Below are 24,632 nucleotides of genomic sequence, written 5' to 3'. Positions count from 1 at the left end.
AACTGAGTAGGCGTATTTCTTCCGTTTTTATTTAGAAATCAGCCAGTAAATACTCAGCGAAGCTGAAACAAAGCCAAGCCAGCAGGATCGGCAACAGGGGTATCGGGGCCAATTGGCTCACCCTTCACCCAAGCCAACAGCAAGGCCCGCAACGAACCGCCATTCCCGCCTGAGGCTGAGGGCAGATTGAAGTGGGTGCCATCGAGGGCCACCACAAGCCGATTGGGCCCCTCTGGATAACGGGCAAACGGCTCGATTGCCTCCGGCTGGGCGGGCACCACCAGATCCCTGCTGCCGCTGATCAACAACACCGGCAGAGCCAAATCGCTCAAACCACCGGCAAACACCAATCCCTGGGGGGGGCTCACCGCCACCACCCGGGCCAAGCGAGCATCGAGCAACGACTCAGGCTGAGCAGCGGGCAGCACCCCGCACTGCAACACCCAACTGGGATTGCGCGATGGGTGATTGGCCTGCTGACAGGCCTGCCAAAGCGGATCGTCCACGCTGCGGGCACCGGCCAATTGCAGCGTGGAAGTGGCCCCCCAGGAATGGCCAATCAACACCACATCACGGGCAGGGGCCCCGGCAACAGCAGGAATTTGGCCGGCCTCCAGGGCATCAAGCACGGCTTTGAGTTCAGCCGGTCGCCGCAAAAACTCCTCGGGTTTGGGGGGCTCTGAGCGTCCCGCCAACATTGAGGTTTGCTGCCGCGTGTCGCTGCCGCTGTGGCGCGGCAACAGCACCACAGCCCCATGGGAGGCCAGATGCTCAGCCCATCCCAAAAAACTCACTGGGGCATCCCACAACCCATGGGAGATCAACACCGTGGGCAATTCAGGAGCGCCCACCGGGCGAACCACAGTGAGCTCCAGTCCATCGGCTAACACCACAACGCGGCGCACAACCGCCTTGGGCCCACGAGCCAGGGCGGCAGCCGGTGCCGCCGGCAATGGGTTTTGAGCGAGGAGTTGCTGATCGAGAGCTGCCTGCTGGCTCGTCATTTTCCTGAGTGCCGGCAGCGCGCGGTCCAAGCGAATCGTGAGCTCGTCTCCAGGCAACACCCGCAGCAGCGTCAACAGGGTGAGCGGCTCACCGCTGGCAGTGGCTTGGCGCAACCACGGCAATGACGCGCCGGCTTGCACCACTGGCAGTTGCCATTGCCGCTCCGATGGTTCAACCAGGGATTGCACCAACATCTCCACTTGCCGCGCCATCGGGTTGTCCAAACCCAGCTGCACCGGCAGCGGTAGAGGCGTGGTGAACAGCGTTTGCAGCGAACGACCCAAACGACCATCGGTGGCCCGATTCAGTTCGGCAAGATCACTGCTGCCAGACCACAACGCTTCCGGGCTGCTCAGCTCCTGCAGGTTCACGCTCAGGCGCTGCAGTCCAAGAGGCCCCTGCAAATAGAGGGTTTCAACGGCTGCTGCAGGCATCGCCGCAGCCAGCAGAGACAACCCCAGGGCAAGCCGCTTCAAGCGGCCAGAGGCTGCGCAGGATGCTGCTCGAGCACCTGACGCAAATACCGGCCGGTGTGGCTGGTGGGATGGGCCGCAAGGTCTTCTGGTGTGCCAGCCGCCACGATTTGACCGCCGCGATGACCGCCTTCAGGGCCCAAATCGATCAACCAATCAGCGCAACGGATCACATCGAGGTTGTGCTCGATACAGATGATCGAATTGCCCTTGTCCACGAGGCGTTGCATCACATCCATCAGCTTGTGGACGTCGTAGAAGCTCAGACCGGTGGTGGGTTCATCGATCAAATACAACGTCTTGCCGGTGGCTCGCTTGGAGAGCTCAGTGGCCAACTTGACGCGCTGCGCTTCACCACCAGAGAGGGTTGGAGCTGGTTGGCCCAACTTCACGTAGCCCAATCCCACATCCACCAAGGTGCGCAGGCGATCAGCGGCTTGCGGGATCGCCGAGAACACCTCAGCGGCCTGCTCCACCGTCATTTGCAACACATCGGCAATGGTGTGGCCGCGGTATTTGACCTGCAACGTCTCGCGGTTGTAGCGAGCGCCCTTACAGACGTCGCACTGCACATAGACATCGGGCAGGAAGTTCATCTCAATGACGTTGACCCCCTGACCACTGCAGGCTTCGCAACGGCCGCCTTTGACGTTGAAGCTGAACTGACCAACTTGATATCCGCGGGCCTTGGCCTCAACGGTGGCCGCAAACACCTGACGGATGGGATCAAACGCGCCGGTATAGGTGGCCGGGTTGGAGCGGGGGGTGCGGCCAATCGGGCTTTGGTCAATCACGATCACCTTGTCGATCGCGCTGATGCCGCGCAGTTCTTCCAAACCTGAGGGGAACGGCACCTTGTGGCCCAAGTTGTGCTCCAAAGCTGGATGCAACAACTCATTGATCAGGGTGCTCTTGCCGCTGCCGCTGACCCCAGTCACCGCCACAAGCCGGCCCAAGGGGATCTCCACATTCAGATGCTGGAGGTTGTTGCGATGGCAATCCACCAAAGTGAGCTTGCGGCTGCCGGTGTTGCGGCGCTCCGCCGGGGTGGGGATCGAGCGGCGACCACTCAAATAGGCCCCGGTGAGGGAGTCTTCAGCAGCCATCAGATCCGCCAAGCTGCCCTCACTAACGATGTGGCCGCCATGCACCCCGGCCCCAGGACCGATATCAACAATGTGGTCAGCAGCCCGGATTGTGTCCTCGTCGTGTTCGACGACGATCAAGGTGTTGCCGAGGTCCCGCAGCTTGACGAGGGTTGAGAGCAACCGGTCGTTGTCACGTTGGTGCAAGCCGATGCTGGGTTCATCAAGCACATAGAGCACACCGGTGAGGCCCGCACCGATTTGAGTGGCCAAGCGAATCCGCTGCGCTTCACCACCAGAGAGGGTCATCGCCGGCCGATCAAGGCTGAGGTAATCAAGGCCCACATCGATCAAGAAGCGCAGGCGCAAACGGATCTCCCGCAACACCAGATCAGCGATCTGGATCTGGCGCGCTGACATCAACGGCTCGCCATCGGAGCCGCCACCCATCAAGGCATCGATGCGCTCGAGGCACTCGCCAACGCTGATGGCGGTGAGATCGGTGATGTTGTACGGGCCAATGCGAACAGCCAGGGCTTCCGGCCGCAGGCGCTGGCCGGCGCAGGTGGCGCAGGGCACCAGCTCCTGATATTTCTCCAGCTTCTGGCGGGCCGATTCACCCCCGGCATCACGGACTTGGCGCTCAAGGATGGCCAGAACTCCTTCAAAACGGCGCTCATACCCCTTGGTTTTGCGGTAGCGGCTATCGGCCTCGATCAAGATCGGCTCAACGGTGCCGAACAGCACGGCTTCTTGCTGCGTACGGCTGAGCTCCTGCCAAGGGGTCTTGAGTTCAAAGCCATAGGCCTGACCAACACTGAACAGCAGCGAGAAGTAGTAGCTGCTCTCCTTATCGCTCCAAGGTGCAATCGCGGCATACACCGGCAGCGAAGGGTCGGGCACCACCCGCTCTTCGGTGAACTTGCGCAGGTAGCCGATGCCATGGCAATCGGGGCAGGCGCCGTAGGGACTGTTGAAGGAGAACAGGCGAGGCGAAAGCTCCTCCATCACCGCGCCGTGTTCGGGGCAAGCGAAGTTTTCGGAATACAGGCGCTCACGCTGCACCCCTTCTGGAAGCTCTTCGCCGCTCTTAGGCACCACCTCCACCAAGGCCAAACCATCACCGCGCTTGAGGGCCGTGCGCAGCGAATCGGTCAAACGCTCTTGGATCCCCTCACGGGCCACCAGGCGATCCACCACAACTTCAATGTTGTGGGCATGGTTTTTGTCGAGCTCGATGTTGTCGGAGAGCTCGCGCACCTCGCCATTGATGCGGACCCGCGCAAATCCCTCAGCCACCAGGCCGCTGATCAACTTGGTGTGGGTGCCTTTCTTGCCCCGCACCAAGGGGGCCAGCAATTGATAACGGGTGCCCTCGGGCAAGAGCAGAATCTGATCGACCATCTCATCGATCGACTGGGGGCTGATCGGCCGATCACACTGGGGGCAGTGGGGTTCACCCGCACGGCCAAACAACAACCTCAAGTAGTCCTGGATCTCGGTGACCGTGCCAACGGTGGAGCGAGGGTTGTGGCTGGTGGATTTTTGATCGATCGAAATGGCCGGTGATAAGCCCTCGATGGCATCGACATCGGGCTTATCAACCTGACCAAGGAATTGGCGCGCATAGGTGGAGAGACTCTCCACATAGCGCCGTTGGCCCTCGGCAAAGATCGTGTCAAACGCCAGGGAGCTCTTACCACTGCCGCTCACCCCGGTGAAGACCACCAGCTTGTTGCGGGGCAGGGTCAGATCAACATCTTTGAGATTGTGCTGCCGGGCACCGCGAACCCGGATCACATCACTGACATTTCCGCCATTCAATGCCTGAAGGGCCTTGCCAGACGCGGCTTTGGCTCGGGGCATCGGGCCTTATCTTAAATAGATGGGGAATCATACTGGAATTAGCAGCAGAAGTGTCGCGATCACGCACAGTCACGGCAGCAGATCGGGGTAAGGCATTGGATGCCGAGCCAAATGCAGAAATCAAACAAAACAATCCCACCAATACCAAAAAATCAAAGGCTGAAGAAACACCAATGGAAGTGGCAGAAAAATTTCTATACGCATTAAATAAAAAAAACAAAGAAAGAAAAAAAGCGATCTTTTTTGATAGAGATGGTGTTCTGATTACTGATAAGCATTACATAAAAAAGATAGAAGATGTCGAACTCATTGAAGGAGCAAAAAAAGCAATACTTAAATCCAAAGACGAGAATTATGTTAATATAATTATTACGAACCAGTCAGGGATAAGCAGAGGCTTCTACAGCTGGGACGAATACTTCAAAATTAATCAACAAATGAGGTTATTAATGGGGGAAGCATCAGAGCAAATAGCAGCAATATACGCAAATGGCTACATAAACAGCCACCCAAGTACTCTGTGGCGGAAACCAAATCCAGGAATGCTTTTAGAAGCAGCGAAAGATTTTAATTTAGACTTAGAAATATCATTAATAGTAGGGGATAGGCTGACAGATCTCCAGGCCGGCTTAAAAGCTGGCATCTCAACATTCGTGCACGTGGAGACTGGCCATGGGATACAAGAAAAAGAGGATGTTATTAATTGGTTTAATCACTTGAAAACGACAGAAGAGAAACAAGGCCACAAAAGAGAATTAAAGCTTTACAGAGTCCAATCGATTAAAGAGCTAATTAAGATAATTTAGCTTTAACAATGATTGCTAAATGGATTGGAAACTAAAAAATCTAAGTCATTATAAGAATAGTTTTCGTGTTGGATACGGGAAAAATAATTAGAGCTATCAAATTGATGATAGACAGGCAAACCTTTAGATAAAAGTAATGGTGTTAGCGACGATCCACCAGATTTATACATATCAATAGCAATATCATAATCAAAGCAAATACTACAAGCTAGCTGATCTCGCGAGGGTGCAGTACAAAATTGAATTACACTAGTATTAATACCAAATTGGATGAGCTGTTGCAGTAAAGATATTTGCAAAGACTCAACAACAGTCAGACCAATTTTATCGATAAAAGGCTTTGTGGATAGTTGTACAAGAAACTCAAGAAAATCATACGTATATTTGTATGGATTACACGGGAAGCAGATAGATTGGGGGGGGGAGGAATCAAACTTATAGTGATTAGTTTGAAGCATTAGGATTGTATTCTCGGGTAAACTCCAGTCCTGGGTAGAGCTTAGTCTTAATGCATTAGGTGTGCCATTCCCTTTATGATTCGCGGTGGGTGGCAAATGATAGCCATAGCAAAAATAATATCTTGAAGATGGAAAAAATTGTGATAGCCATTCAGCTGATGGAAACAAGCCATACGATGCATCAACAACCAAGCTATTAGAAAGTTGTTTATATATGCCTGAACGAATCAATCTAGTCGAATAGTCAACATGATAATCTAAGATCATTGCCTGATCATGTAATGAGGAAATATCTAGATCTGGCGATGGTAACCGTACATAATTAATTGGAATCCCAGAGGCATCAACTAACATCCTCTCAATAGGAAATCCATTCACATGCGTAGTTAAACATTCAGACAAGATAGAAATTTCCTCGTACTCTTCGTAAGTAGTAGTGAAAGAATCTAAGTGCAGAGATTGAGAAAGATTCTCTGTTATACAACAAAGAGTTTTATGCCGCTGGCTAGCATAAGCAAGAACAATGGTGTCCGGTAAGTCAGGGGGAAGATAACAAGTTGGCCAGAGACAAGGCTCAAAGTCTTCGGAGGATAACATCCGAAGAATTCTTTTATAGTAAGAAACTGATGAATAAACTTTACCCTGCGAATGGTTGACAAACCAGTCAAAAAGCAATGAATACAGCATTCAATCTAATCTTTAATTAAGTAACACATTTTCGTAGTTAAATCAGTCCGAACAATTTTTATATTGGAAATACCAAGAACATCATCAAATAATTGTGCGACGCCAGGCGCAGAGGGTGATCCCAAAGCTGAGGAAACAACGATTGAACCCCGAGGCATTTTGGACCAGGCAGTCTTCAAAATAGATTTCTCTACTTTGTAGGTCTCTATATGTAAAAGCAAAAGAGAAATTACTGGATAGTTGTTAACGCAATAATCTTGGTAGGTGTCTAGGGAATCCCCTTTTACAAGTTTTATCCTTGGGGATACAGAGGTCCTGGCTGCACCATTGAAATGATCTACATGATCTTGTAAGGCATCAAATGATGTGCAATGGGGCATTGGATTCGTATCAGGATGACAGTAATTACCATCTTCAGTTGAAACATGGGGATAAACTGCTTGGTGATCCTCGAACAAATCAAATCCGACGATTTGTCGAGTACTATTTAAACTCTCAAATATCTCGGCTAAGTGAGCCAATATAAATAAAGTGCTGCCATTAGAGACGCCATGTAGATGTATTTCTCCTTGGACATTCAAGATCTGTTGATAAATATGGTGGTAAAATAGAAGCCTTGCATAATCAGGCGTCGTTAAGTATCTATGAGGAGAAGACGAGTATGCATCAAAATCAAGGTTATTATCAAAAGTATCTTTTAAATATTGCTTATAAGCTTGACCTTTGCTGCCAATCATAATTCTTCGAAAAAGCTAAATTATTCTAGCCCATACAAAAGAATGAACAACCTGCAATTTAACCTGACTGCAAGACTACAACATCATTTTGTAATAACGATATTGCCGATAATCAGCAGATCAATGCCACATCCATAGAAAGTCATTAAAGCGTCTCGAGGTGATTCAACAATTGGCTGACCTTTCAAATTAAAACTTGTGTTCAATAATACCGGAACAGAAGTAAATTCTGCATAAGTCAGAAGTAACTTATGCAGAAGTGGATTTTGGTTATTAGAAACTGTCTGCAAGCGGCTGGTGTTATCGACATGAACAGTCGATGGCAATGTATCAATAGCTTTTTGCTTAGCCTTAACAGCATATGTCATGGTTGAATAATCTATCAATGGATCTAATTTCCAATATTCGTTTGCAAACTCGGAGGCAGCAACTGGTGCAAAAGGTCGAAACTCTTCTCGATATTTAATGGATGCATTAACTTTCTCCTTCATATCAGGGAGTGTGGCCGATGCAAGAATTGATCGGTTACCGAGAGCTCGTGCACCTGCTTCGCTTCTACCTTGGAACCAACCGATAATTTGACCATCAGCAAGTGCCCCAGCAGCGTATGAACAAATATCGTTTTGAAGTGAATATTCGATCTTATTATTATTTAATTCGTCAATCACAGCTTGTTCATCATATTGAGAGCCCAAATATGGAACTCCAAGCGGTTTTATTTGATCTCCAAGCGTACTCGAGCCAATACAAGCACAGCCATAAGCAAGGCCCCTATCAGAAGCAACAGGGGAAACGTAGTGAGCCTTGATTTTTTGCGAACTGAATATAAGATTATTAGCTGCGCAGTTGAGAGCTACACCGCCTGCGTACACGATATTGTTAACACCGACCTCAGTTACAGCTTCTTCCATGATCTCTGAAACCCTGCGAACTAATGCATCTTGTAGTTGCTTAGCACAGTTTTTGTGATCGATGCTGAGAGGTGACTTAACGGATCGTTTAGTACATTTAGTTAAAGCTTCCGTTGCAGCAGCATTTGAAGGATAGTCAAAGGGAGATAACAAGGCAGGTTGTTTGCGTAAGATATTATTGGCAGAATCAGGATCGAAGAAGTTGATTAATGGGAGTTCCGTGGAAGCATAAGGAGCAAGACCCATAACCTTATATTCATCACCATCCTCAAAACCCAAATGATATGTAATAGCAGTGTAAATCATTCCTAATGATTCATCATTGGGAATGTGCTTAACAAGAGTTAGGCCGGATGATCTGGAACAGCGGTAGATCGAACCAGAAACTCCATCTCCACTTGCATCTAATGTAACTGCGGCAGCATCGTCAAAACAAGATCCATAAAAAGCGGCTGCAGCATGTGCCTCTTGGTGATGGCAAGGAGATACAGAGACTCTTTGACCGAATAAATGATATAAAAACAAGGTCCATCTTTCAGCAGTGTTCCTGTAAGTTATTCCTGGAACAAATATGGCATCAAGATCAGTTAGAGATAAATTAAAGTCGTCAAATAGCTTTAATAAAGAATATTTAGGCAATAACCCATAAGAACTTTTAACCCGATTAAATCGCTCTTCTTCGTAGATGGCAACCGTAGTGCCATCAATAATTAAAGAGGCTGAAGGCTCATGTTGACCAATGGTGTACCCGCCATGAAGGCCTAAAATTGTGGCCATGGTCCAGTTTAATTGAAAGGATTCTACAACACAAGATGGGGGCGTTGAATTAAAAGACAGGCCACTTTATTTGGCGGGAAAATATCCGGGTCAAGCCATCATCACTCTAAATGACTTGAATTATAGCCTTAGTATACATACTGCCCAAATCAAGTATATGATAGAATAAAATTATCTACTCGGGAAAAGTCGCTATGAAATGCAGATTGTGTAATTCCCCAGATTTAAAGCTATCACTTAAATTACCAGATAGTGAAATTGGCGATACATTTACGAAAACAGCAAATGAACAAGTCAAAAAATATCCCTACACTATTTACACTTGCGTGCAATGTGGCCATGTTCAATGTCATGATGTATTAGAGCAGTCTGAATTATTCGGGCATGATTATTCGTATACCCCATCGTACTCTAAAAAACTAGAAAGCCATTTTGACTTTTATGCCAATAAACTTGCGTCTGTCTCTAACGCAAAAAATTTGAATGAGGAGACGTCACTTGCGATTGATATTGGATCTAACGATGGCTTATTTCTCAGATGCTTGAAAAAACGGCTGCCTGTGGATGTGCTTGGTATAGAACCAGCAGAGGCCCCAAGAGCATTTTCCGAACACAATGGTATTCCTGCAATTGATTCCTTTTTTTCGAGTGCACTGGCCAAAGACCTCAAAGAACAAATAGCAAGAAAAGGACAAAAGGTAAATTTTGTCAGTGCAAACAATGTATTTGCTCACTGTGACAACCTACAAGATTTTGCAAAAGGGATCAGTGAACTCCTAGATGATGATGGAATCTTTTGTTTTGAGATCTCATATTTAGTTGACATAATCAACAAAGCGCTAATTGGGGTGTTTTTTCATGAGCATTTATCTCACCATGCATTACTCCCTTTGGATAGGTTTTTAAGAACTTATAATCTGTTCCTTTTTGATGCTATAGAAGTCGACCAACAAGGTGGCGCATTAATTTGTTTTGCTCGTAAATCAAAAGTAATCAACAATGATCAATGCTTAAAATCTGAGAGACTTAAGCAGCTTTTTGAAATTGAAACGGATATGAAACTAGATACCTGCGAAAGTGGCAGATTATTAGAAAAATCTCTCATAGCTTCTCAAGCTAGAGTACATCAGATTCTAGATAACTTAAAAAGCGAAAACAAAAGAATCGGATACTTTGGAGCTTCCAGAAGTTTATCCATGTTGTCTGCATTTTATAATTTGACCAGCTATGGAAGTATTATTATTGACGACAACCCAAACAAGGTTGGCAAATATCTTCCAAATAGCGATCTCAGGGTAGTGAGAATTGATGAATCAAAGTTGGAAGAGTTAGATTGTATATTAATAACTGCATGGGTACCTGCGCAAATTATCTTAGAAAAACTAGTTGATGACAATAGGTTTAATGGCAAAGCTATAAAATTAAACCCGGAATGTGTTGTCGTGCAGTGCTGAGCGGAGAGAGCAGTAACGAAATCAAAAATGAGATGATTAATTGTCCTTCCTGTAGATCTGCAGTTCTTGCTCTTTACGATGAAAAGTTTGAATTCCCGGCCACACAAAAGTTTGCATTACAGCCTAAAAACTCTGGCAAAGAATTATACAAGTATCTAATTTGTAAAAACTGTGGGCTACACTTCATCAGAAATGACAGTAAATTAGACCTACTGACACTTCAGAGCCAAAAAGCTTTACGACTAAAAGAGCCAACAGATCATCTGGAAGACGTCAGCAATATATATTCCAAACTAATCAACTCAAGTAATAGTAATAAAACTAAGATTTTTGGCATAAGCTACAAAGATGACAACTTATTAGATAAATTAGCTGCAAACAAGGGTTATTCAACTGTTAAAGCAAATAGGAATTTATTTGATAATGAAATAAGTTTATTAGCTCAACAAAGCCATCTTTCATTGCTAAATGATGAAGTCCAAAAGAGTAAAGCCAGAGGATATAACACCTATCTAGTTGCATCAAGATGCCTAGAACACATGAGCCTGGAAGGGCTTGATTTGCTTTTAAAAGGCGCCTCATTTAATGGAATTTATGTAGAAATGGGAAATTTCTATGTAAATAGTTTTGACAACTACTGTCTTTGGAATGAAAGACGAAACTATTTTTCTACTCAACACATAGCAAAGATGTTTGGGAGATACGGATATTTTTTACATAGCAAACATGAATTTGGAGAACTTGACCCGTACACATGTACGCTTTGGACAAAGAATAAAGAAAGAGGAGCAATAACAAGCAATTTATCGCCAGATAATCAGTTGAAAACATCCAGTGTATTTGAATCGTGTGATAAAGTTATTAGTGGAATTTGTTCCAGAATTCAAGGTGATAAATTGGCTCTATTTGGTGCAGGCCATAAAGGTATTACGCTTGCCAACAGACTTAGAGATGCTGGTTACCTCATCAATCTCTATGATGGCAATGAAGCGTTAATTGGTCAATTTGCTAATGAGTTCATGATAAAAGACCCTAAGTTGTTAGTACAAGATGGTTTGAATCAAACACTAATTTGTGCTGGTTTAGGTGCGATTTCCAAAATAAAGGCATCGCTTGAGAAAATGGGTTATAATGGTACGTTCATTAATTAAGGCTATAATCTACTGGCTGTCATGAAAAAAATAAAGGAAGGTGTGTTTAGTTGTGGCGATCTATCAATCATACAAATTGGACACAACGAAATTGATCAACTCATTGAAGAAGCCAAATCAGCAGATTTGAGGCGTGCAAGAGTTAATATCCACAAATCAGCTGATGATCTTTTGCATGAGATGATTATTGCATTTACCTCCGAAAGCGAGGTGAAAATCCACAAACACCCCAATAAAAGAGAGTCTTTTCATATAATAAGAGGTAGAGTCCAAATTCAGTTTTATGACGAAGATCTAGTAGAAATGATTGATAAAAAAGTTATTATGTGCTCTGAAAATGGTCCTTATTTTTACCGAATGCAGGACCAACTATGGCATAAAGTTGTGCCACTAAGTGATATATGTGTCATACATGAGATTACTGATGGCCCCTTCATTTTGGGCCAAAGTAGTATTTTCCCAGAAAATAAAATCAAATAGAAAGAGCTGTTATGCAAAAAAATAACGTGAAATTCCCAGCACGCCGAGCAATCTGGATCAATGAATGGCTATCAGTACTAAAACTCTTTTTATATTCAGCTATCACTGAAGAAGATCCTGGTTATTCAGGTTATTACCGTCAAAAGTATTCAAAAAATCTGAGCGATTTCCTCAGCAAAGAGAAAGGATATGTGTTCCCAGCATGCAGCGGGACAAACGCCCTTTATATCGCGCTGAAAGCGATTCCTAAAACTGAAACTAAAAATGTTGTGCATGTTTCAGCAATTACTGACCCTGGCAGTATCGCAGCAATCATAGATGCAGGTTATAAAATTAACGTCATAGATTCAGAAAGTCCACGAGACGGGCAAAGCTCCTTAAGTTCACTTAAAAATGCACTTAATCGATTTAAAACAAGTAGTGCTGCATTTTTATTAGTACATCATGCTGGTTGGTTATCGACTAATATTTACGAGTTTAAGCGTACGTGCCAACAATATAATTGTGCGTTCATTGAAGATATAAGCCAAGCACACGGTGCGAAGCTAGAAGATAAAATCGTTGGTTCTTTTGGTGATATTTCAGCGGGATCAACAATGTACAGGAAGAATTTTGTGACAGGCGGTTGTGGAGGGTTTGTCTACACCCAAAACAAACTTATCAATCAAGAAGTCATGTTGCATGGAGACAGAGGAAAGCCAATTTGGCAGAATAATTTTTATGATAACTTTTTAAGCAATCGTGATGGAAATAATGTAAAATTTTCTGCACTGAATCACGCAATCGACAATATTTCTCTTGCAATTGGGATAAGTTCACTCAATAGATTACCTAAAACTATCGAAAAAAGGCAGAGAGTTGTCAACTCTATTAAAGAAAAGATTAACCGTAAACTAAATCTAATATTTCCAAATTCTGAAAAAATATCACCGTCACCATTCATTATCCCTATAACTTTCGATAGCGTCGAACAAAAAAAACTTGTCGTCAATTGTTTGCTGGAAAATCAAATTCCTTTTAACCCTGATTACAGATTCTTAGTTTCTGACTGGGGGTGGATAAAACAACACTTAGTTGAGGATTCTCTTTACCCAAAAAATGCAAGAAAATATCTCGATATGAGTATATTTTTATACTTGAATGAACGTTATTCCGCGAAAAATTGCAGCATTATTGCTGAATTAATTAATAATTCATTAGCGTAGATCAAGAGCCTTAATATATGTACTGACTAGAGTTAGGTTTTTAATTAACCGGTTTCAGGCAGTTTTCCGTTGCAACAGGCTGGCGGCAAAGTCCCGCGCTTCACCGGAGTCGCCACCGGCCAATTCCGCCAATTCCCGCTGCCGCTCTTGGAGCGTGCTCAAAGGCTGAATCAATGAACGGGTGTTGCCATGCTCCACCTGCTTGCGCACCAACAGATGTTGATCAGCCGCAGCGGCCACCACCGGCTGGTGGGTGACACAAAACACCTGACGGTGCTGGGCCAAGCGCTGCAGCAACGCCGCCATCGCCGCGCTCACCTTGCCGCTGACGCCGGTATCGATCTCGTCAAACAGCAGGGTGATCTCTCCATCAGCTTCAGACAGGCAGGTTTTCAACGCCAGCAAAAAGCGGCTCATCTCACCGCCAGAGGCCACCTCCCGGAGCGGCGCCAGAGGTTGACCCGGGTTGGCAGAAAACAGGAACTGCACGTTCTCCGCCCCATGCTCACTGGGGTGGGCCGGCACCAGCTCAACAGCAAAGCGCACATGGGGCAGGGCCATGGGCCGCAGCGCTTGCATCAAGTCGTGCTCCAGGCGTTCGGCTGCTTTCTGGCGTTGCTCGGTGAGCTTCTGGCACGCGGCATCACGCTGCTGGCGGCGCAGCACCTCCTCCTGCTCAAGCGCCACCAAAGCCGCTGCAGCCCCACCGGCCTGCAAGGTGTCGCGCAGCTGATCACGGCGCTCAATCAAGGCCTCGAGATCAGCACCAAAGCGCCGCTCCAAGGCCTTCAGCGCAGCAATGCGCTCCTGCAAAGCCGCCAAATGCTCAGGGTCAGCCTCTAACGCGGCGGCGTAACGGTCCAAATCGCGGCCGAGATCCTCCAGGGCGCTTTGAGCATCAATCCAGCTCTGACGAATCGGCTGCAACGCCGGATCCAGCGCAGCCATGGCACTGAGCTCCTGATCGCAGGCGCCGAGATGCTCCAGCAACGACGGAGCCCCTTCAGCCCCTTCGATCAAACGCCCCTGCACCTCCTGACAACCCTGTTGCAAGCGCACCCCATGGCAGAGCCGATCTTGCTCCTGTTCCAGCAGCACCCGCTCCTGTGGATTGTCGAGTTGGGCCGCTTCGAGGGCTTGCAGTTGCTCCTCTTGATTGGCGCGATCTTGCAGCATGGCTTCCTGTTGAGCCCTGGCCTGCTCCAGCGCCGCAGCCGCCTGCATCCACAACTGCTGGCGTTGGCGCACCGGCTGCAACACAGCCGAGAGGTCGCTGCCACCAAAACGGTCCAACCAGCGGCGCTGTTGCCCGGCTCGAGCGAGTTGTTGGGTCTGCCCCTGACCGGTGAGATCCAACAGCAACGGCCGCAGCTCGGTTAAGGCCGCGCGGTTGAGGCTGACGCCATTGAGACGACTGCGGCTACTGAAGCGGCCATCCAACAAGCGCAGCTCGCGGCTTAGCAGCAGCTCCTCCTCCTCGTCCAAATCAAGCTCTTGGGCTTGGCACCACTGCCGCAAGGGCTTGGTCCAACCAAAACTGGCTTCGATCGATCCCCTGACGCAGCCATCGCGCAACAGGCGTTGGGGCTGACCGCCACCGGTCACCGCATCGAGGGCATCCAAAAGAATGGATTTACCGGCACCGGTTTCACCGGTGAGCACCGTGAAACCCGGACCGAACACCAGCTCTTGGCTGTCGATCAGGGCGATATTGCTGATGTGAAGCCCGGTGAGCACGGCGTCCCCAAGCCAGCCGGCGCAGCGTAACGGCTCCAATATCAATTAAAAGGGGGTTCCCAGCCGGGTTCCCCACCGCAACGCCGCCATGACCGCGACCAGCGATTTTCTCGAAGCGGCCGGTCTGAACAGCTACGACCCGGCAGAGATCACAAGGATTTACGCAGGCCACCCCCTGCGGCTGTTGAAACGGCTGCGGGAAACCTTGATTCCCATCGGGCTGTTGCTGCTGGGGGTTCTGTTCGATCGCCTCAGCGGACGCCTCAAAGACCCCAATATTTCAAGAGATCGCGCACGGGAAGCCGCCAACCTGCTGGCTGATTTGGGTCCGGCGTTCATCAAGGCCGGCCAAGCCCTCTCGACCAGGCCCGACATCGTTCCGCCCGTGCTGCTGGAGGAGCTCTCGCGGCTGCAGGATCAACTGCCGGCATTTCCGAGCGATCAGGCCCGAGCGTGCATCACCGAAGACCTCGGCGCACCCGTGGATGAGCTCTATGGTGAGTTGGATGCCGAACCGATTTCGGCCGCTTCCCTGGGCCAGGTGTACCGGGGCACCTTGAAAGACGGCCGCAGTGTGGCCGTGAAAGTGCAGCGGCCCGGTCTGCGGGAGCAGATCACGCTGGACCTCTACATCGTGCGGAATATTGCAGCCTGGCTGAAATCGAACATCGGCCTGATCCGCAGCGACTTGGTGGCCCTGATCGATGAGCTGGGCCGGCGAGTGTTTGAGGAGATGGACTACTTCAACGAAGCCTCCAACGCCGAGCGCTTCGCTGAGCTCCACGCCCACAATCCGCGCATCGCTGTTCCGGAAATCCACCGCGAGCTCACCAGCCGGCGGGTCCTGACCATGGAATGGATCGAGGGGGTGAAGCTCACCCGGCTTGAAGCGGTCAAAGCCATGGGGATTGACCCCGATGAGCTCGTCGATGTCGGCGTGAACTGCAGCCTGCAGCAATTGCTCGAGCACGGCTTTTTCCACGCCGATCCCCACCCGGGCAACCTGCTGGCCCTGGCCGATGGCCGCTTGGCCTATCTGGATTTCGGGATGATGAGCGAAGTCACCCGCGAATCGAGAACCGGCCTGATTCAGGCCGTGGTGCACCTGGTCAATCGCAACTTTGATGCCCTCTCCAAGGACTTCGTCACCCTTGGATTCCTGGCGGAAGAGGTGAACCTCGAACCGATCGTGCCGGCCTTTGAGCAAGTGTTCGGGCAGGCACTTCAGGCCGGGGTCAGCCGGATGGATTTCAAGGCGGTCACCGACGATCTCTCCGGGGTGATGTATCGCTTCCCGTTCCAGGTGCCGCCTTACTACGCCTTGATCATTCGCTCGCTGGTGACGCTCGAAGGGATTGCCCTGAGCGTCGACCGCGATTTCAAAATCCTGGGCGCTGCCTATCCCTATTTCGCCCGGCGCTTGCTGGAGGATTCCGATCCCGATCTGCGGCGCTCGCTGCGGGACATGTTGTTTGACGGTGAGGATTTCCGCTGGAGCCGGCTGGAGGATCTGGTGATGAATGCAGCCCGCCAGCAACAGCTGGACATCGAAGGGCTGTTGGATCAAACCCTGGATTTCCTGTTCTCCCCACGCGGCGGGGTGCTGCGGCAGCAATTGGTAAGTGCTGCTGTGGATCAACTCGATGCGGCTGGCTGGAACCTGGTGCAAAACCTCGGCAAGCGCCTGCCCTTGCGGTTGCGGCCACCGGGCCTGAAGACACCTCCGATGCGACGCACCAATGCAGCGCTGTTGAACCTCGAACCGATCCAGGAGCTGGTGCGAATCCTGCAGCAACTCCCTGGCTTTGAACCGCGCCTGATCACCAGCCGTCTGCCGCGGCTGTTAGCAGAACCTGACCTGCGCGGCATGGGCCTAGATCTGGCCCGCGGCTTGGCAGAGCGGGGGATGGTGCGTCTGGTCCGCGACCTGCTGGTGGAACCCGACATCCGTCAAGAGGCTCAAATTCCTCAAGCGGCCTAAATTCCAGGCGTTGCCACAGCCCCGGGTTTCATGCTGGATCTGCCACCGGTGCTGGCGACAGAAAATGTGGTCTTCGTCACCGGTGCCTACCGCCGCACCATGACGGTCAGTTCATTGGAGACGTTCGTTGAAACAGGGGTTCCCAAAGGACTCCTCGCCGACCTCCTGCGCTTCACCGGCTCGCAGCCCAAACCGATTCAGGGGCTACTGAAAACGGAAGTTCCGTTACCGGTGACTCTCACCAGCCGGCTTCTGAATACCCGCATTGGTGAGGCGATCCTCGAGCGAGCCTCAGCAATCGTGTATCCGCTGCGCGCCCCCGATGCCGGCGTGGTGGCCATGCGTTCAGCCCTGGTGCTGGGGGTCTACGACAACGGTGGCAAGCTCACTCCCATCAGCTTTTTGAAGGCCTATCCGGCCGAAGACATGGCCGTGAACATCCCGCAATTGCTGGCCATCGTTCAAAAAGCTGCCTCGATTAGTGATCTGGTTCGCTTCTTCTCCGATGCCCCTCTTGATGGGTTGCGCTGAGGTTGTCGCCCTGGCGCGGGTAAATTGACCTTTTGGCCGCAGCTGTGCCCTTGCTCCGTTCCGTTCGTGGCCTGTTTAAGCGGCCCACCACACAGAACTGGCAGGGCCTGATTCCCGCCTACCGCCGTTGGCTGCCAGTCAGTGATGCCACCCCGGTGATCAGCCTGTGTGAAGGCGCCACCCCACTGGTGCCAGCTCCAGCCATCTCCGAACGGCTCGGCCGCGGCATCCGCGTGTTCCTCAAGGTGGATGGCCACAACCCCACCGGCAGCTTCAAAGACCGCGGCATGACCATGGCGGTCAGCAAAGCCAAGGAAGCGGGGGCCGAAGCGGTGATCTGCGCCAGCACAGGCAACACCTCAGCGGCCGCTGCTGCCTATGCCCGCCGCGGCGGAATGCGGGCCTTTGTGCTGATCCCCGATGGCTATGTGGCCCAAGGAAAATTGGCGCAGGCCCTGCTCTATGGCGCCGAAGTGCTGGCCGTGCGCGGCAACTTTGACCGGGCCTTGAGCATCGTGCGCGAAATGGCCGATCAATACCCGGTCACCTTGGTGAATTCCCTCAACCCGTTCCGTTTGGAAGGCCAAAAAACGGCGGCATTTGAAGTGGTGGATGAATTGGGTGATGCCCCCGACTGGCTCTGCATCCCCATGGGCAATGCGGGCAACATCAGCGCCTACTGGATGGGATTCAAGGAATACCGAAACGCCGGCATGAGCCGCAAATTGCCCCGGATGATGGGATTCCAAGCCGCTGGCTCAGCGCCTCTGGTGCACGACACCACGGTGGAGCAACCCGACACAATCGCCACCGCCATCCGCATCGGCAATCCCGCCAACCGCGAAAAAGCCCTGAAGGTGCGCCAAGAGAGCAATGGCGGCTTTGCTGCCGTTACCGACGCCGCCATCCTCGATGCCTACCGCCTGCTTGGCCGCGAGGAAGGGGTCTTCTGTGAGCCCGCATCCGCCGCCTCAGTGGCAGGTCTGCTGCAACGGGCCGATGAAGTACCCAGCGGCGCCACGGTGGTGTGCGTGCTCACCGGCAATGGCCTCAAGGACCCCACCAGCGCCATCGACCACAGCGAGGCCACCTTCCACGGCGATCTCAGCCCCGATGTGGCCACGGTGGCCAAGACGATGGGCTTCTAAATCAGGCAATCCAACCGAAAAACTGTCTGCTGAAAGGCGGTTCAATAGCTGTGAAAAAGAAGGGGAAAACGGGAGGCCCGAACAGCCACCGCTTCTCCACAGCCTGGGGATCCAGGGGGAAAGCCAGGCTTCTTCCCAACCTGCTCACCCACAATCCCCAGCCACGGCATGCGGCAATTGCAGGCTGGGCCAAGGATTGGAACGTTTTCCCCGAGTTCCCCAGGCCCTATTACGGCTGTTTTATTAGTTCTTTTCTAAGAACAAAACCAATTCACTAGAAGAGAAGGTGGAACGCGTTGCAGATTCAGGCACCGTGTGGAAGCTTGGTATCGCTCGAGGCGGCATCAGATGAAATTGGTTTGCAGCCAAGCGGAGCTCAACGGCAGCCTGCAGTTGGTCAGTCGCGCCATCGCAGGGCGTCCCACTCACCCGGTGTTGGCCAATGTGTTGGTCACCGCGGATGCAGCTGCTGGTCGCATCAGCCTCACTGGCTTTGATTTGAGCCTGGGGATTCAAACGAGCTTTGCTGCAGTTGTCGAATCCAGTGGCGCCATCACCCTGCCCGCCAAGCTGTTCACCGACATCGTCAGCCGCCTGCCAGCCGATGGTCCGCTGACCCTGGCTTGCCCCGAAGGCGAAGAGCAGACCGAGCTCTCGGCTCTCACCGGCAGCTATCAAATGCGTGGCTTATCGGCGGAGGATTTCCCCGATTTGCCTTTGGCCCAAAACGGGCAGCCCCTGCTGCTTAGCGGTGAAGCCTTCGCGGAAGGTCTGCGCAGCACCTTATTTGCCAGCAGTGGCGATGAGTCCAAGCAAATCCTCACCGGCATACACCTCAAGGTGGAAGAGGGCGGGTTGGAGTTTGCGGCAACCGATGGTCACCGTTTGGCGGTGCGCCGCAATGGCGCTGGCGGCCAAGAGGGTGCTGAATCCTTTGCCGTCACCGTGCCGGCCCGGTCGTTGCGTGAGTTGGAGCGACTGCTGTCTGCCCGCCCCTCGGAAGAGTCGATCAGCCTGTTCTGTGATCGCGGCCAGGTGGTGTTTCTGTGGGCTGATCAAGTGCTCACCAGCCGCACCCTGGAGGGCACCTACCCCAATTACGGCCAGCTGATTCCTGAGAGCTTTGCTCGCACCATCAGCCTGGAGCGCAAGCCGTTCATCGCCGCCCTGGAACGCATTGCGGTGCTGGCTGATCAACACAACAACGTGGTCAAACTCACCGCTGATCCCGCCAGTGGTCAGCTTCAGCTCAGCGCTGATGCGTTGGATGTGGGCAGCGGTTCGGAATCCCTGGCAGCTCAAATCAATGGCGAGGAGATCGCCATGGCCTTCAACGTGCGTTACCTGCTGGATGGGCTGAAGGCCATGGCCGATGCCACCGTGCGCCTCAACCTCAACAGCCCCACCAGTCCTGCGGTGTTGTCAGCTGATGAGGATGGCGAGGCCGGTTTCACGTATCTGGTCATGCCTGTTCAGATCCGGAGCTGAATGCCGCTTCCCCGCCAGATCTTGATCAGTGAGCTGTTGCGCTCACGCCTGCGGGATGAGTTGGGTCAAGACCTGGGTGTTGGTCATCAGGTCTGGATGCACCCCCCGTGCCATCGCTTGCTGGGCTGGAGTTCGCGTCCGTCGGCCTTTGGACCGCGGCGTTCGGTGTGGCGTCTGGATCAACTGGTGGATTGGTTGGAGGGGCAAGTTGAGGTGGAGGGAGAGCCTGCCGACACCGAACAGCCCACCTTGGATCTGCTGCCCACCTTGATGGAGGCCACCCTGCTGGGCCAGCAGCAGCAACCCTTGGGCCGTCTGGTGGATGCGGTGGTTGATGTGCAGAGCGGACGCATCAACCACTACCTGGTGGCGCGAAGTGATCCCCGTTTGCCTGGCAGTAGCCGTTGGCGTTTGGAACCCGATCGCTTGATCGATCAACAGCCGGGGCAAGTTCAGGCGGCGTTGCAAGAGCTCGACGATCTACCGCTCGATCGCGCCAGCATCCGTCAGCAGATGCTGCGCCGTAGCCGTCAAATTCGCGATCAAGTTCCCGACTCGTTTGATGACCTGGAGGGGCGTTTGCGTTCCTTTGGTCAGCGCCTCTGGGATGGCGGGGAGGATCTGGTTGAGCGCTGGCGCGATGAGGAACCGCCCGTGGATGAGCGCCGCCGCCGTTCGCGTAGCCGCGATTGGGATGATCCCGACGATGGCGAGGATCCCTGGATCTGAGCTCATTCAGACTGGAGGCTGTCTTGATGGCTCAGCGCCTTGGCTTCCACCCCTGCTTCCGGTGCCCCAGCCTTTGATCAAGCGCCGCCAGCGATTGCTGCGCAGGTCAAGCAAGAGGGCCTGACACCAGAGGATTACAACGAAATTGTGCGGCGTCTGGGGCGCCATCCCAACCGGGCCGAGTTGGGCATGTTTGGGGTGATGTGGTCGGAGCATTGCTGTTACCGCAACTCCCGCCCGCTGCTGGGGCAATTTCCCACCGAGGGGCCGCGAATTTTGGTGGGTCCTGGGGAAAACGCTGGTGTTGTGGATCTCGGTGAAGGCCATCGCTTGGCCTTCAAGATTGAAAGCCACAACCACCCCTCAGCGGTGGAGCCCTTTCAAGGTGCCGCCACCGGTGTGGGCGGGATCCTGCGCGACATTTTCACCATGGGTGCCCGCCCCATGGCCCTGCTCAATGCATTGCGGTTTGGGCCTCTCGAGGAGTCCCGCAATGTCGGCTTGATGGAGGGGGTGGTGGCTGGCATCGCCCACTACGGCAATTGCGTTGGTGTGCCCACCGTTGCTGGTGAAGTGGCCTTTGATCCCAGCTACAGCGGTAACCCCTTGGTCAATGCCATGGCCTTGGGCTTGCTGGAGACCGAAACGATCGTGCGATCCGGGGCCTCCGGTGTTGGAAATCCTGTGGTTTACGTGGGCAGCACCACCGGCCGCGATGGCATGGGGGGCGCCAGCTTTGCCAGCGCTGAGCTCAGTGAGGACAGCCTCGACGACCGCCCCGCTGTGCAGGTGGGAGATCCCTTTTTGGAGAAGGGCTTGATCGAGGCCTGCCTCGAGGCTTTCCAAAGTGGTGATGTGGTGGCGGCCCAAGACATGGGTGCCGCTGGGCTCACCTGCAGTTGCGCGGAGATGGCCGCCAAGGGCGATCTCGGTATTGAGCTGGATCTCGACCGGGTTCCGGCCCGGGAAACTGGCATGACGGCCTACGAATTCCTGCTCTCGGAATCCCAGGAGCGGATGTTGTTTGTGGTGCAAGCCGGCCGCGAAGAACCTCTGATGCAGCGCTTCCGTCGCTGGGGCTTGCAGGCCGCTGTGGTCGGCCGGGTCTTGGAAGAACCGCTGGTGCGGGTGCTCCAAAACGGCGCGGTGGCTGCAGAGGTTCCCTCCCGGGCCCTGGCTGAAGACACACCCATTAACCGCCGTGAACTGCTCAGCGAACCTCCCGCTGCGGTTCAACAGCACTGGCAGTGGCAGGAGGGTTCCTTGCCAGCGTTGGCTGCAGAGGCTGTGGAGCCCACCCTGCTGCAGCTTTTGGATGATCCCACCATTGCCAGCAAGCGCTGGGTGTGGCGTCAGTACGACCATCAAGTGCAGGCCAACACGGTGGTGAGACCGGGTGGGGCTGACGCTGCGGTGTTGCGGTTGCGCTCCCAGCAGGACCATGACCCGCAGTCGATGAATCAGCGTGGTGTTGCGGCCACCGTGGATTGCCCCAACCGTTGGGTTGCCCTCGATCCAGAGCGCGGTGGCATGGCTGCTGTGGCTGAAGCGGCCCGCAACCTCAGCTGCGTGGGTGCCGAACCGATTGCCGTGACCGACAACCTCAATTTCCCTTCGCCGGAAACGCCGACGGGTTATTGGCAGTTGGCCATGGCTTGCCGCGGCCTCTCGGAAGCCTGCCGGGTGCTGCAAACCCCAGTGACCGGAGGCAATGTCTCCCTCTACAACGACACCCGCTTGCCCGACGGCAGCATTCAACCGATCCAGCCCACACCGGTGGTGGGCATGGTTGGCCTGGTGGACAACATCAACACCTTGGTTGGCTTGGCTTGGCCCCAACCAGCGGCAGGTGCTGCCGGGGATCATCTGGTGCTGTTGGGCGTGCCCCTGGACACGCCCCAGGACGATGCACGGGTGGGTTTGGCTGGCAGCAGTTTTCTGCAGGTCTGCCATGGGCTGTGCACCGGCCGGCCTCCCCAGACGGATCTGGCGCTGGAGCAGCGGGTGCAGCAGGCCCTGCGCTCAGGCATTCGCGCTGGTCAGATCAGTGCGGCCCACGATGTCTCGGATGGTGGCTTGCTGGTGGCTGTGGCAGAAATGGCCGTCGCCGCCGGTTGCGGCGCTCAGCTGAGTGTCCCAAGTGCGGGACGCTTGGAGCGGCTGCTGTTTGCCGAAGGAGGGGCCCGCGTGGTGGTCAGCGTTCCTGAGGCCTCGTGGCCTGCGCTGCAAACGGCGCTGCAGCAAGCGGGATGTCCGGCGCAGAGCTTGGGGCGAGTTCAAGCTGATGCCCGATTGCAGCTCCGCGTTGGCGATCAAGACTTGCTGGACGTGGCGATCGATGCCTTGGCCCATGCCCACCAACAGGGCTTGCCGCGGCGTTTGGAGCAGCCGGCACTCGGGCACAATGGTTAACCAACCATGAAGGCCTCAGCTGCTGTGACCGTTCAGGGGCCCGAACAATCCGGTGGGGCACCGGATCGGATGGAAGAGGCCTGTGGGGTCTTTGGAGTGTTGGCCTCTGGCCAGCAGGTGTCCAGCCTGTGTTATTTCGGGCTTTATGCCCTGCAGCACCGCGGCCAGGAAGCCGCTGGTATTGCCGCCTTTGAGGGCGATCGGGTTCGCCTCCACAAAGACATGGGCCTGGTGAGCCAGGTGTTTGATCAAGACGTGCTGGAGCGCATGCCCGGCGATTTAGCTGTTGGACATACCCGGTATTCCACAACCGGCAGTTCCCGCGTTTGCAACGCCCAGCCCCTGGTGTTGATGACCCGGTTGGGTCCCTTTGCCTTGGCCCACAACGGCAATTTGGTCAATGCCATGCAGTTGCGCGATCAGCTGCAACAGCAGGGTTGTCAGGCCACCGGCACCACCGATAGCGAGCTGATTGCTTTTGCTGTGCAGGCCCATGTGGAGGCCGGGCTCGATTGGGATGAAGCGATCAAAGCGGCAGCCTGTCAGTGCCAAGGGGCCTTCAGCCTCGTGATCGGAACGCCTAATGCGCTCTATGGCCTGCGTGATGGCCATGGCTTGCGCCCCCTGGTGTTTGGTTCATTACCCGAGGCTGAGGTGCCGTCTTGGGTGCTGAGCAGTGAAACCTGCGGTCTCGACATCGTTGGGGCTCGCTTCCACGACGATGTGGCCGCCGGTGAATTGGTGCGTTTCCACAGCGGGGAAGCCCAACCATTCCGCAGCCGCTGGATTGAGGAAACCCCCAAGCTCTGCGTCTTTGAGCTGATCTATTTCGCGCGTCCCGATAGCCGCTTTTTTGGCGAATCCCTTTACAGCTACCGCAAGCGCATCGGCCAGCGGTTGGCGCAGGAGTCACCGGTGGAAGCCGATCTGGTGATTGGTGTGCCCGATTCCGGTATTCCCGCCGCCATTGGCTACTCCCAAGCCAGTGGGATTCCCTTCGGCGATGGCTTGATCAAAAACCGCTATGTGGGCCGCACCTTCATTCAGCCCACCAAGGCGATGCGTGAGGCCGGCATTCGCGTCAAGCTCAACCCCTTGCCCGATGTTCTTGAGGGGCAGCGCATTGTTGTGATCGATGACTCGATCGTGCGGGGCACCACCAGCCGCAAGTTGGTGCAGGCGTTCCGTGATGCCGGTGCCCGTGAAGTGCACATGCGCATCAGTTCACCGCCGGTGACCCATCCCTGCTTCTACGGAATCGACACCGATACCCAAGATCAGCTGATTGCTGCGCGCTTGGAGCTCGAGGAGATTGAAGCCCATCTCGGCGTGGATTCCCTCGCCTATCTGAGCCGTGAAGGCATGCTCCATTGCGCCCAAGAGCAAAGCGAGAATTTCTGCTCGGCCTGTTTTGACGGCAACTATCCGATTCCTGTGGAAGACGGCATGCGCAACAGCAAGTTGATGCTGGAGCCAGCTGGGGTTGCTGCGGCTCTGAAGTCCTAGGGCGC

At 53.1% G+C, this 24,632-nt stretch carries 18 protein-coding genes; 12 read left to right on the top strand and 6 right to left on the bottom strand.

What is annotated here, in order from left to right:
* Positions 1-53: 53 nt before the first annotated feature.
* Together SIB46_RS08555 and uvrA are read right to left on the bottom strand one after the other, a co-directional pair.
* On the bottom strand, positions 54-1,481 hold the full coding sequence (locus SIB46_RS08555) for an alpha/beta hydrolase family protein (RefSeq protein ID WP_413295732.1): 1,428 nt from the start codon (positions 1,479-1,481) through the stop codon (positions 54-56).
* Positions 1,478-4,429: an excinuclease ABC subunit UvrA gene (gene uvrA / locus SIB46_RS08550; RefSeq protein WP_413295731.1), complete on the bottom strand. Its 2,952-nt coding sequence runs from the start codon at positions 4,427-4,429 to the stop codon at positions 1,478-1,480. The genes SIB46_RS08555 and uvrA overlap by 4 nt, the downstream gene beginning before the upstream one ends.
* On the opposite strand from uvrA, the gene SIB46_RS08545 reads away from it, so the two are divergent.
* Complete coding sequence (locus SIB46_RS08545) at positions 4,387-5,235, top strand: D-glycero-alpha-D-manno-heptose-1,7-bisphosphate 7-phosphatase (protein WP_413295730.1); 849 nt, start codon at positions 4,387-4,389, stop codon at positions 5,233-5,235. The two genes, uvrA and SIB46_RS08545, sit on opposite strands and share 43 nt — an antisense overlap.
* Before the next feature lie 2 nt (positions 5,236-5,237).
* On the opposite strand, the gene SIB46_RS08540 is transcribed toward SIB46_RS08545, so the two are convergent.
* The 3 genes from SIB46_RS08540 to SIB46_RS08530 form a co-directional block, all read right to left on the bottom strand.
* Positions 5,238-6,290: a hypothetical protein gene (locus SIB46_RS08540; protein WP_413295729.1), complete on the bottom strand. Its 1,053-nt coding sequence runs from the start codon at positions 6,288-6,290 to the stop codon at positions 5,238-5,240.
* Positions 6,291-6,385: 95 nt separating this feature from the next.
* A complete protein-coding gene (locus SIB46_RS08535; protein WP_413295728.1) occupies positions 6,386-7,117 on the bottom strand; it encodes a hypothetical protein in 732 nt (243 codons plus the stop codon).
* A gap of 83 nt (positions 7,118-7,200) precedes the next feature.
* On the bottom strand, positions 7,201-8,805 hold the full coding sequence (locus SIB46_RS08530; protein ID WP_413295727.1) for a carbamoyltransferase C-terminal domain-containing protein: 1,605 nt from the start codon (positions 8,803-8,805) through the stop codon (positions 7,201-7,203).
* Positions 8,806-9,011: 206 nt separating this feature from the next.
* On the opposite strand from SIB46_RS08530, the gene SIB46_RS08525 reads away from it, so the two are divergent.
* Genes SIB46_RS08525 through SIB46_RS08510 form a run of 4 tightly spaced genes read left to right on the top strand, consistent with a single transcriptional unit; the run spans position 9,012 to position 13,095 of the window.
* The gene (locus SIB46_RS08525) at positions 9,012-10,259 is read left to right on the top strand and encodes a methyltransferase domain-containing protein (RefSeq protein WP_413295726.1); all 1,248 of its coding nucleotides are present in this window, start codon (positions 9,012-9,014) and stop codon (positions 10,257-10,259) included.
* A complete protein-coding gene (locus SIB46_RS08520) occupies positions 10,253-11,410 on the top strand; it encodes a hypothetical protein (RefSeq protein WP_413295725.1) in 1,158 nt (385 codons plus the stop codon). Before SIB46_RS08525 ends, SIB46_RS08520 begins: the two co-directional genes overlap by 7 nt.
* A gap of 21 nt (positions 11,411-11,431) precedes the next feature.
* Entirely contained in the window at positions 11,432-11,890 is a 459-nt protein-coding gene (locus SIB46_RS08515; RefSeq protein WP_413295724.1) for a WbuC family cupin fold metalloprotein, read from the top strand.
* Positions 11,891-11,901: 11 nt separating this feature from the next.
* Positions 11,902-13,095 carry a DegT/DnrJ/EryC1/StrS family aminotransferase gene (locus tag SIB46_RS08510; RefSeq protein WP_413295723.1) on the top strand — a complete coding sequence of 398 codons (1,194 nt, stop codon included), beginning with the start codon at positions 11,902-11,904 and terminating at the stop codon, positions 13,093-13,095.
* A gap of 54 nt (positions 13,096-13,149) precedes the next feature.
* On the opposite strand, the gene recN is transcribed toward SIB46_RS08510, so the two are convergent.
* A complete protein-coding gene (recN, locus tag SIB46_RS08505) occupies positions 13,150-14,832 on the bottom strand; it encodes a DNA repair protein RecN (protein ID WP_413295722.1) in 1,683 nt (560 codons plus the stop codon).
* 88 nt (positions 14,833-14,920) lie between these two features.
* On the opposite strand from recN, the gene SIB46_RS08500 reads away from it, so the two are divergent.
* The 7 genes from SIB46_RS08500 (at position 14,921) to purF (ending at position 24,627) form a co-directional block, all read left to right on the top strand.
* Positions 14,921-16,813: an ABC1 kinase family protein gene (locus SIB46_RS08500; protein WP_413295721.1), complete on the top strand. Its 1,893-nt coding sequence runs from the start codon at positions 14,921-14,923 to the stop codon at positions 16,811-16,813.
* A gap of 30 nt (positions 16,814-16,843) precedes the next feature.
* Positions 16,844-17,344: an alpha/beta hydrolase gene (locus SIB46_RS08495; protein ID WP_413295720.1), complete on the top strand. Its 501-nt coding sequence runs from the start codon at positions 16,844-16,846 to the stop codon at positions 17,342-17,344.
* A 44-nt stretch (positions 17,345-17,388) separates the two neighbouring features.
* Positions 17,389-18,492 carry a threonine synthase gene (thrC, locus tag SIB46_RS08490; RefSeq protein ID WP_413295719.1) on the top strand — a complete coding sequence of 368 codons (1,104 nt, stop codon included), beginning with the start codon at positions 17,389-17,391 and terminating at the stop codon, positions 18,490-18,492.
* Between the two features lie 348 nt (positions 18,493-18,840).
* The gene (gene dnaN, locus SIB46_RS08485; protein WP_413295718.1) at positions 18,841-19,980 is read left to right on the top strand and encodes a DNA polymerase III subunit beta; all 1,140 of its coding nucleotides are present in this window, start codon (positions 18,841-18,843) and stop codon (positions 19,978-19,980) included.
* Entirely contained in the window at positions 19,981-20,709 is a 729-nt protein-coding gene (locus tag SIB46_RS08480) for an RNA methyltransferase (RefSeq protein WP_413295717.1), read from the top strand.
* Positions 20,710-20,748: 39 nt separating this feature from the next.
* Positions 20,749-23,121, top strand: a complete 2,373-nt coding sequence (purL, locus tag SIB46_RS08475; protein WP_413295716.1) for a phosphoribosylformylglycinamidine synthase subunit PurL — start codon at positions 20,749-20,751, stop codon at positions 23,119-23,121.
* Between the two features lie 6 nt (positions 23,122-23,127).
* Complete coding sequence (purF, locus tag SIB46_RS08470) at positions 23,128-24,627, top strand: amidophosphoribosyltransferase (RefSeq protein ID WP_413295715.1); 1,500 nt, start codon at positions 23,128-23,130, stop codon at positions 24,625-24,627.
* Positions 24,628-24,632 lie beyond the last annotated feature (5 nt).

Source organism: Synechococcus sp. MIT S9452 (assembly GCF_047304245.1).
Lineage (GTDB): Bacteria > Cyanobacteriota > Cyanobacteriia > PCC-6307 > Cyanobiaceae > RCC307.
Note: the sequence above shows the minus strand (reverse complement) of the source record. Positions and strands in the feature narration are given on the sequence as shown.

Bases quoted from the DNA above. Each gene is read 5' to 3' on its own strand.
- SIB46_RS08545 (WP_413295730.1), top strand. From the start codon at position 4,387: ATGCCTGAAGGGCCTTGCCAGACGCGGCTTTGGCTCGGGGCATCGGGC.
- uvrA (WP_413295731.1), bottom strand. From the start codon at position 4,429: ATGCCCCGAGCCAAAGCCGCGTCTGGCAAGGCCCTTCAGGCATTGAAT.
- SIB46_RS08540 (WP_413295729.1), bottom strand. From the start codon at position 6,290: ATGTTATCCTCCGAAGACTTTGAGCCTTGTCTCTGGCCAACTTGTTAT.
- SIB46_RS08535 (WP_413295728.1), bottom strand. From the start codon at position 7,117: ATGATTGGCAGCAAAGGTCAAGCTTATAAGCAATATTTAAAAGATACT.
- SIB46_RS08530 (WP_413295727.1), bottom strand. From the start codon at position 8,805: ATGGCCACAATTTTAGGCCTTCATGGCGGGTACACCATTGGTCAACAT.
- SIB46_RS08515 (WP_413295724.1), top strand. From the start codon at position 11,432: ATGAAAAAAATAAAGGAAGGTGTGTTTAGTTGTGGCGATCTATCAATC.
- SIB46_RS08510 (WP_413295723.1), top strand. From the start codon at position 11,902: ATGCAAAAAAATAACGTGAAATTCCCAGCACGCCGAGCAATCTGGATC.
- SIB46_RS08500 (WP_413295721.1), top strand. From the start codon at position 14,921: ATGACCGCGACCAGCGATTTTCTCGAAGCGGCCGGTCTGAACAGCTAC.
- SIB46_RS08495 (WP_413295720.1), top strand. From the start codon at position 16,844: ATGCTGGATCTGCCACCGGTGCTGGCGACAGAAAATGTGGTCTTCGTC.
- dnaN (WP_413295718.1), top strand. From the start codon at position 18,841: ATGAAATTGGTTTGCAGCCAAGCGGAGCTCAACGGCAGCCTGCAGTTG.
- SIB46_RS08480 (WP_413295717.1), top strand. From the start codon at position 19,981: ATGCCGCTTCCCCGCCAGATCTTGATCAGTGAGCTGTTGCGCTCACGC.
- purF (WP_413295715.1), top strand. From the start codon at position 23,128: ATGAAGGCCTCAGCTGCTGTGACCGTTCAGGGGCCCGAACAATCCGGT.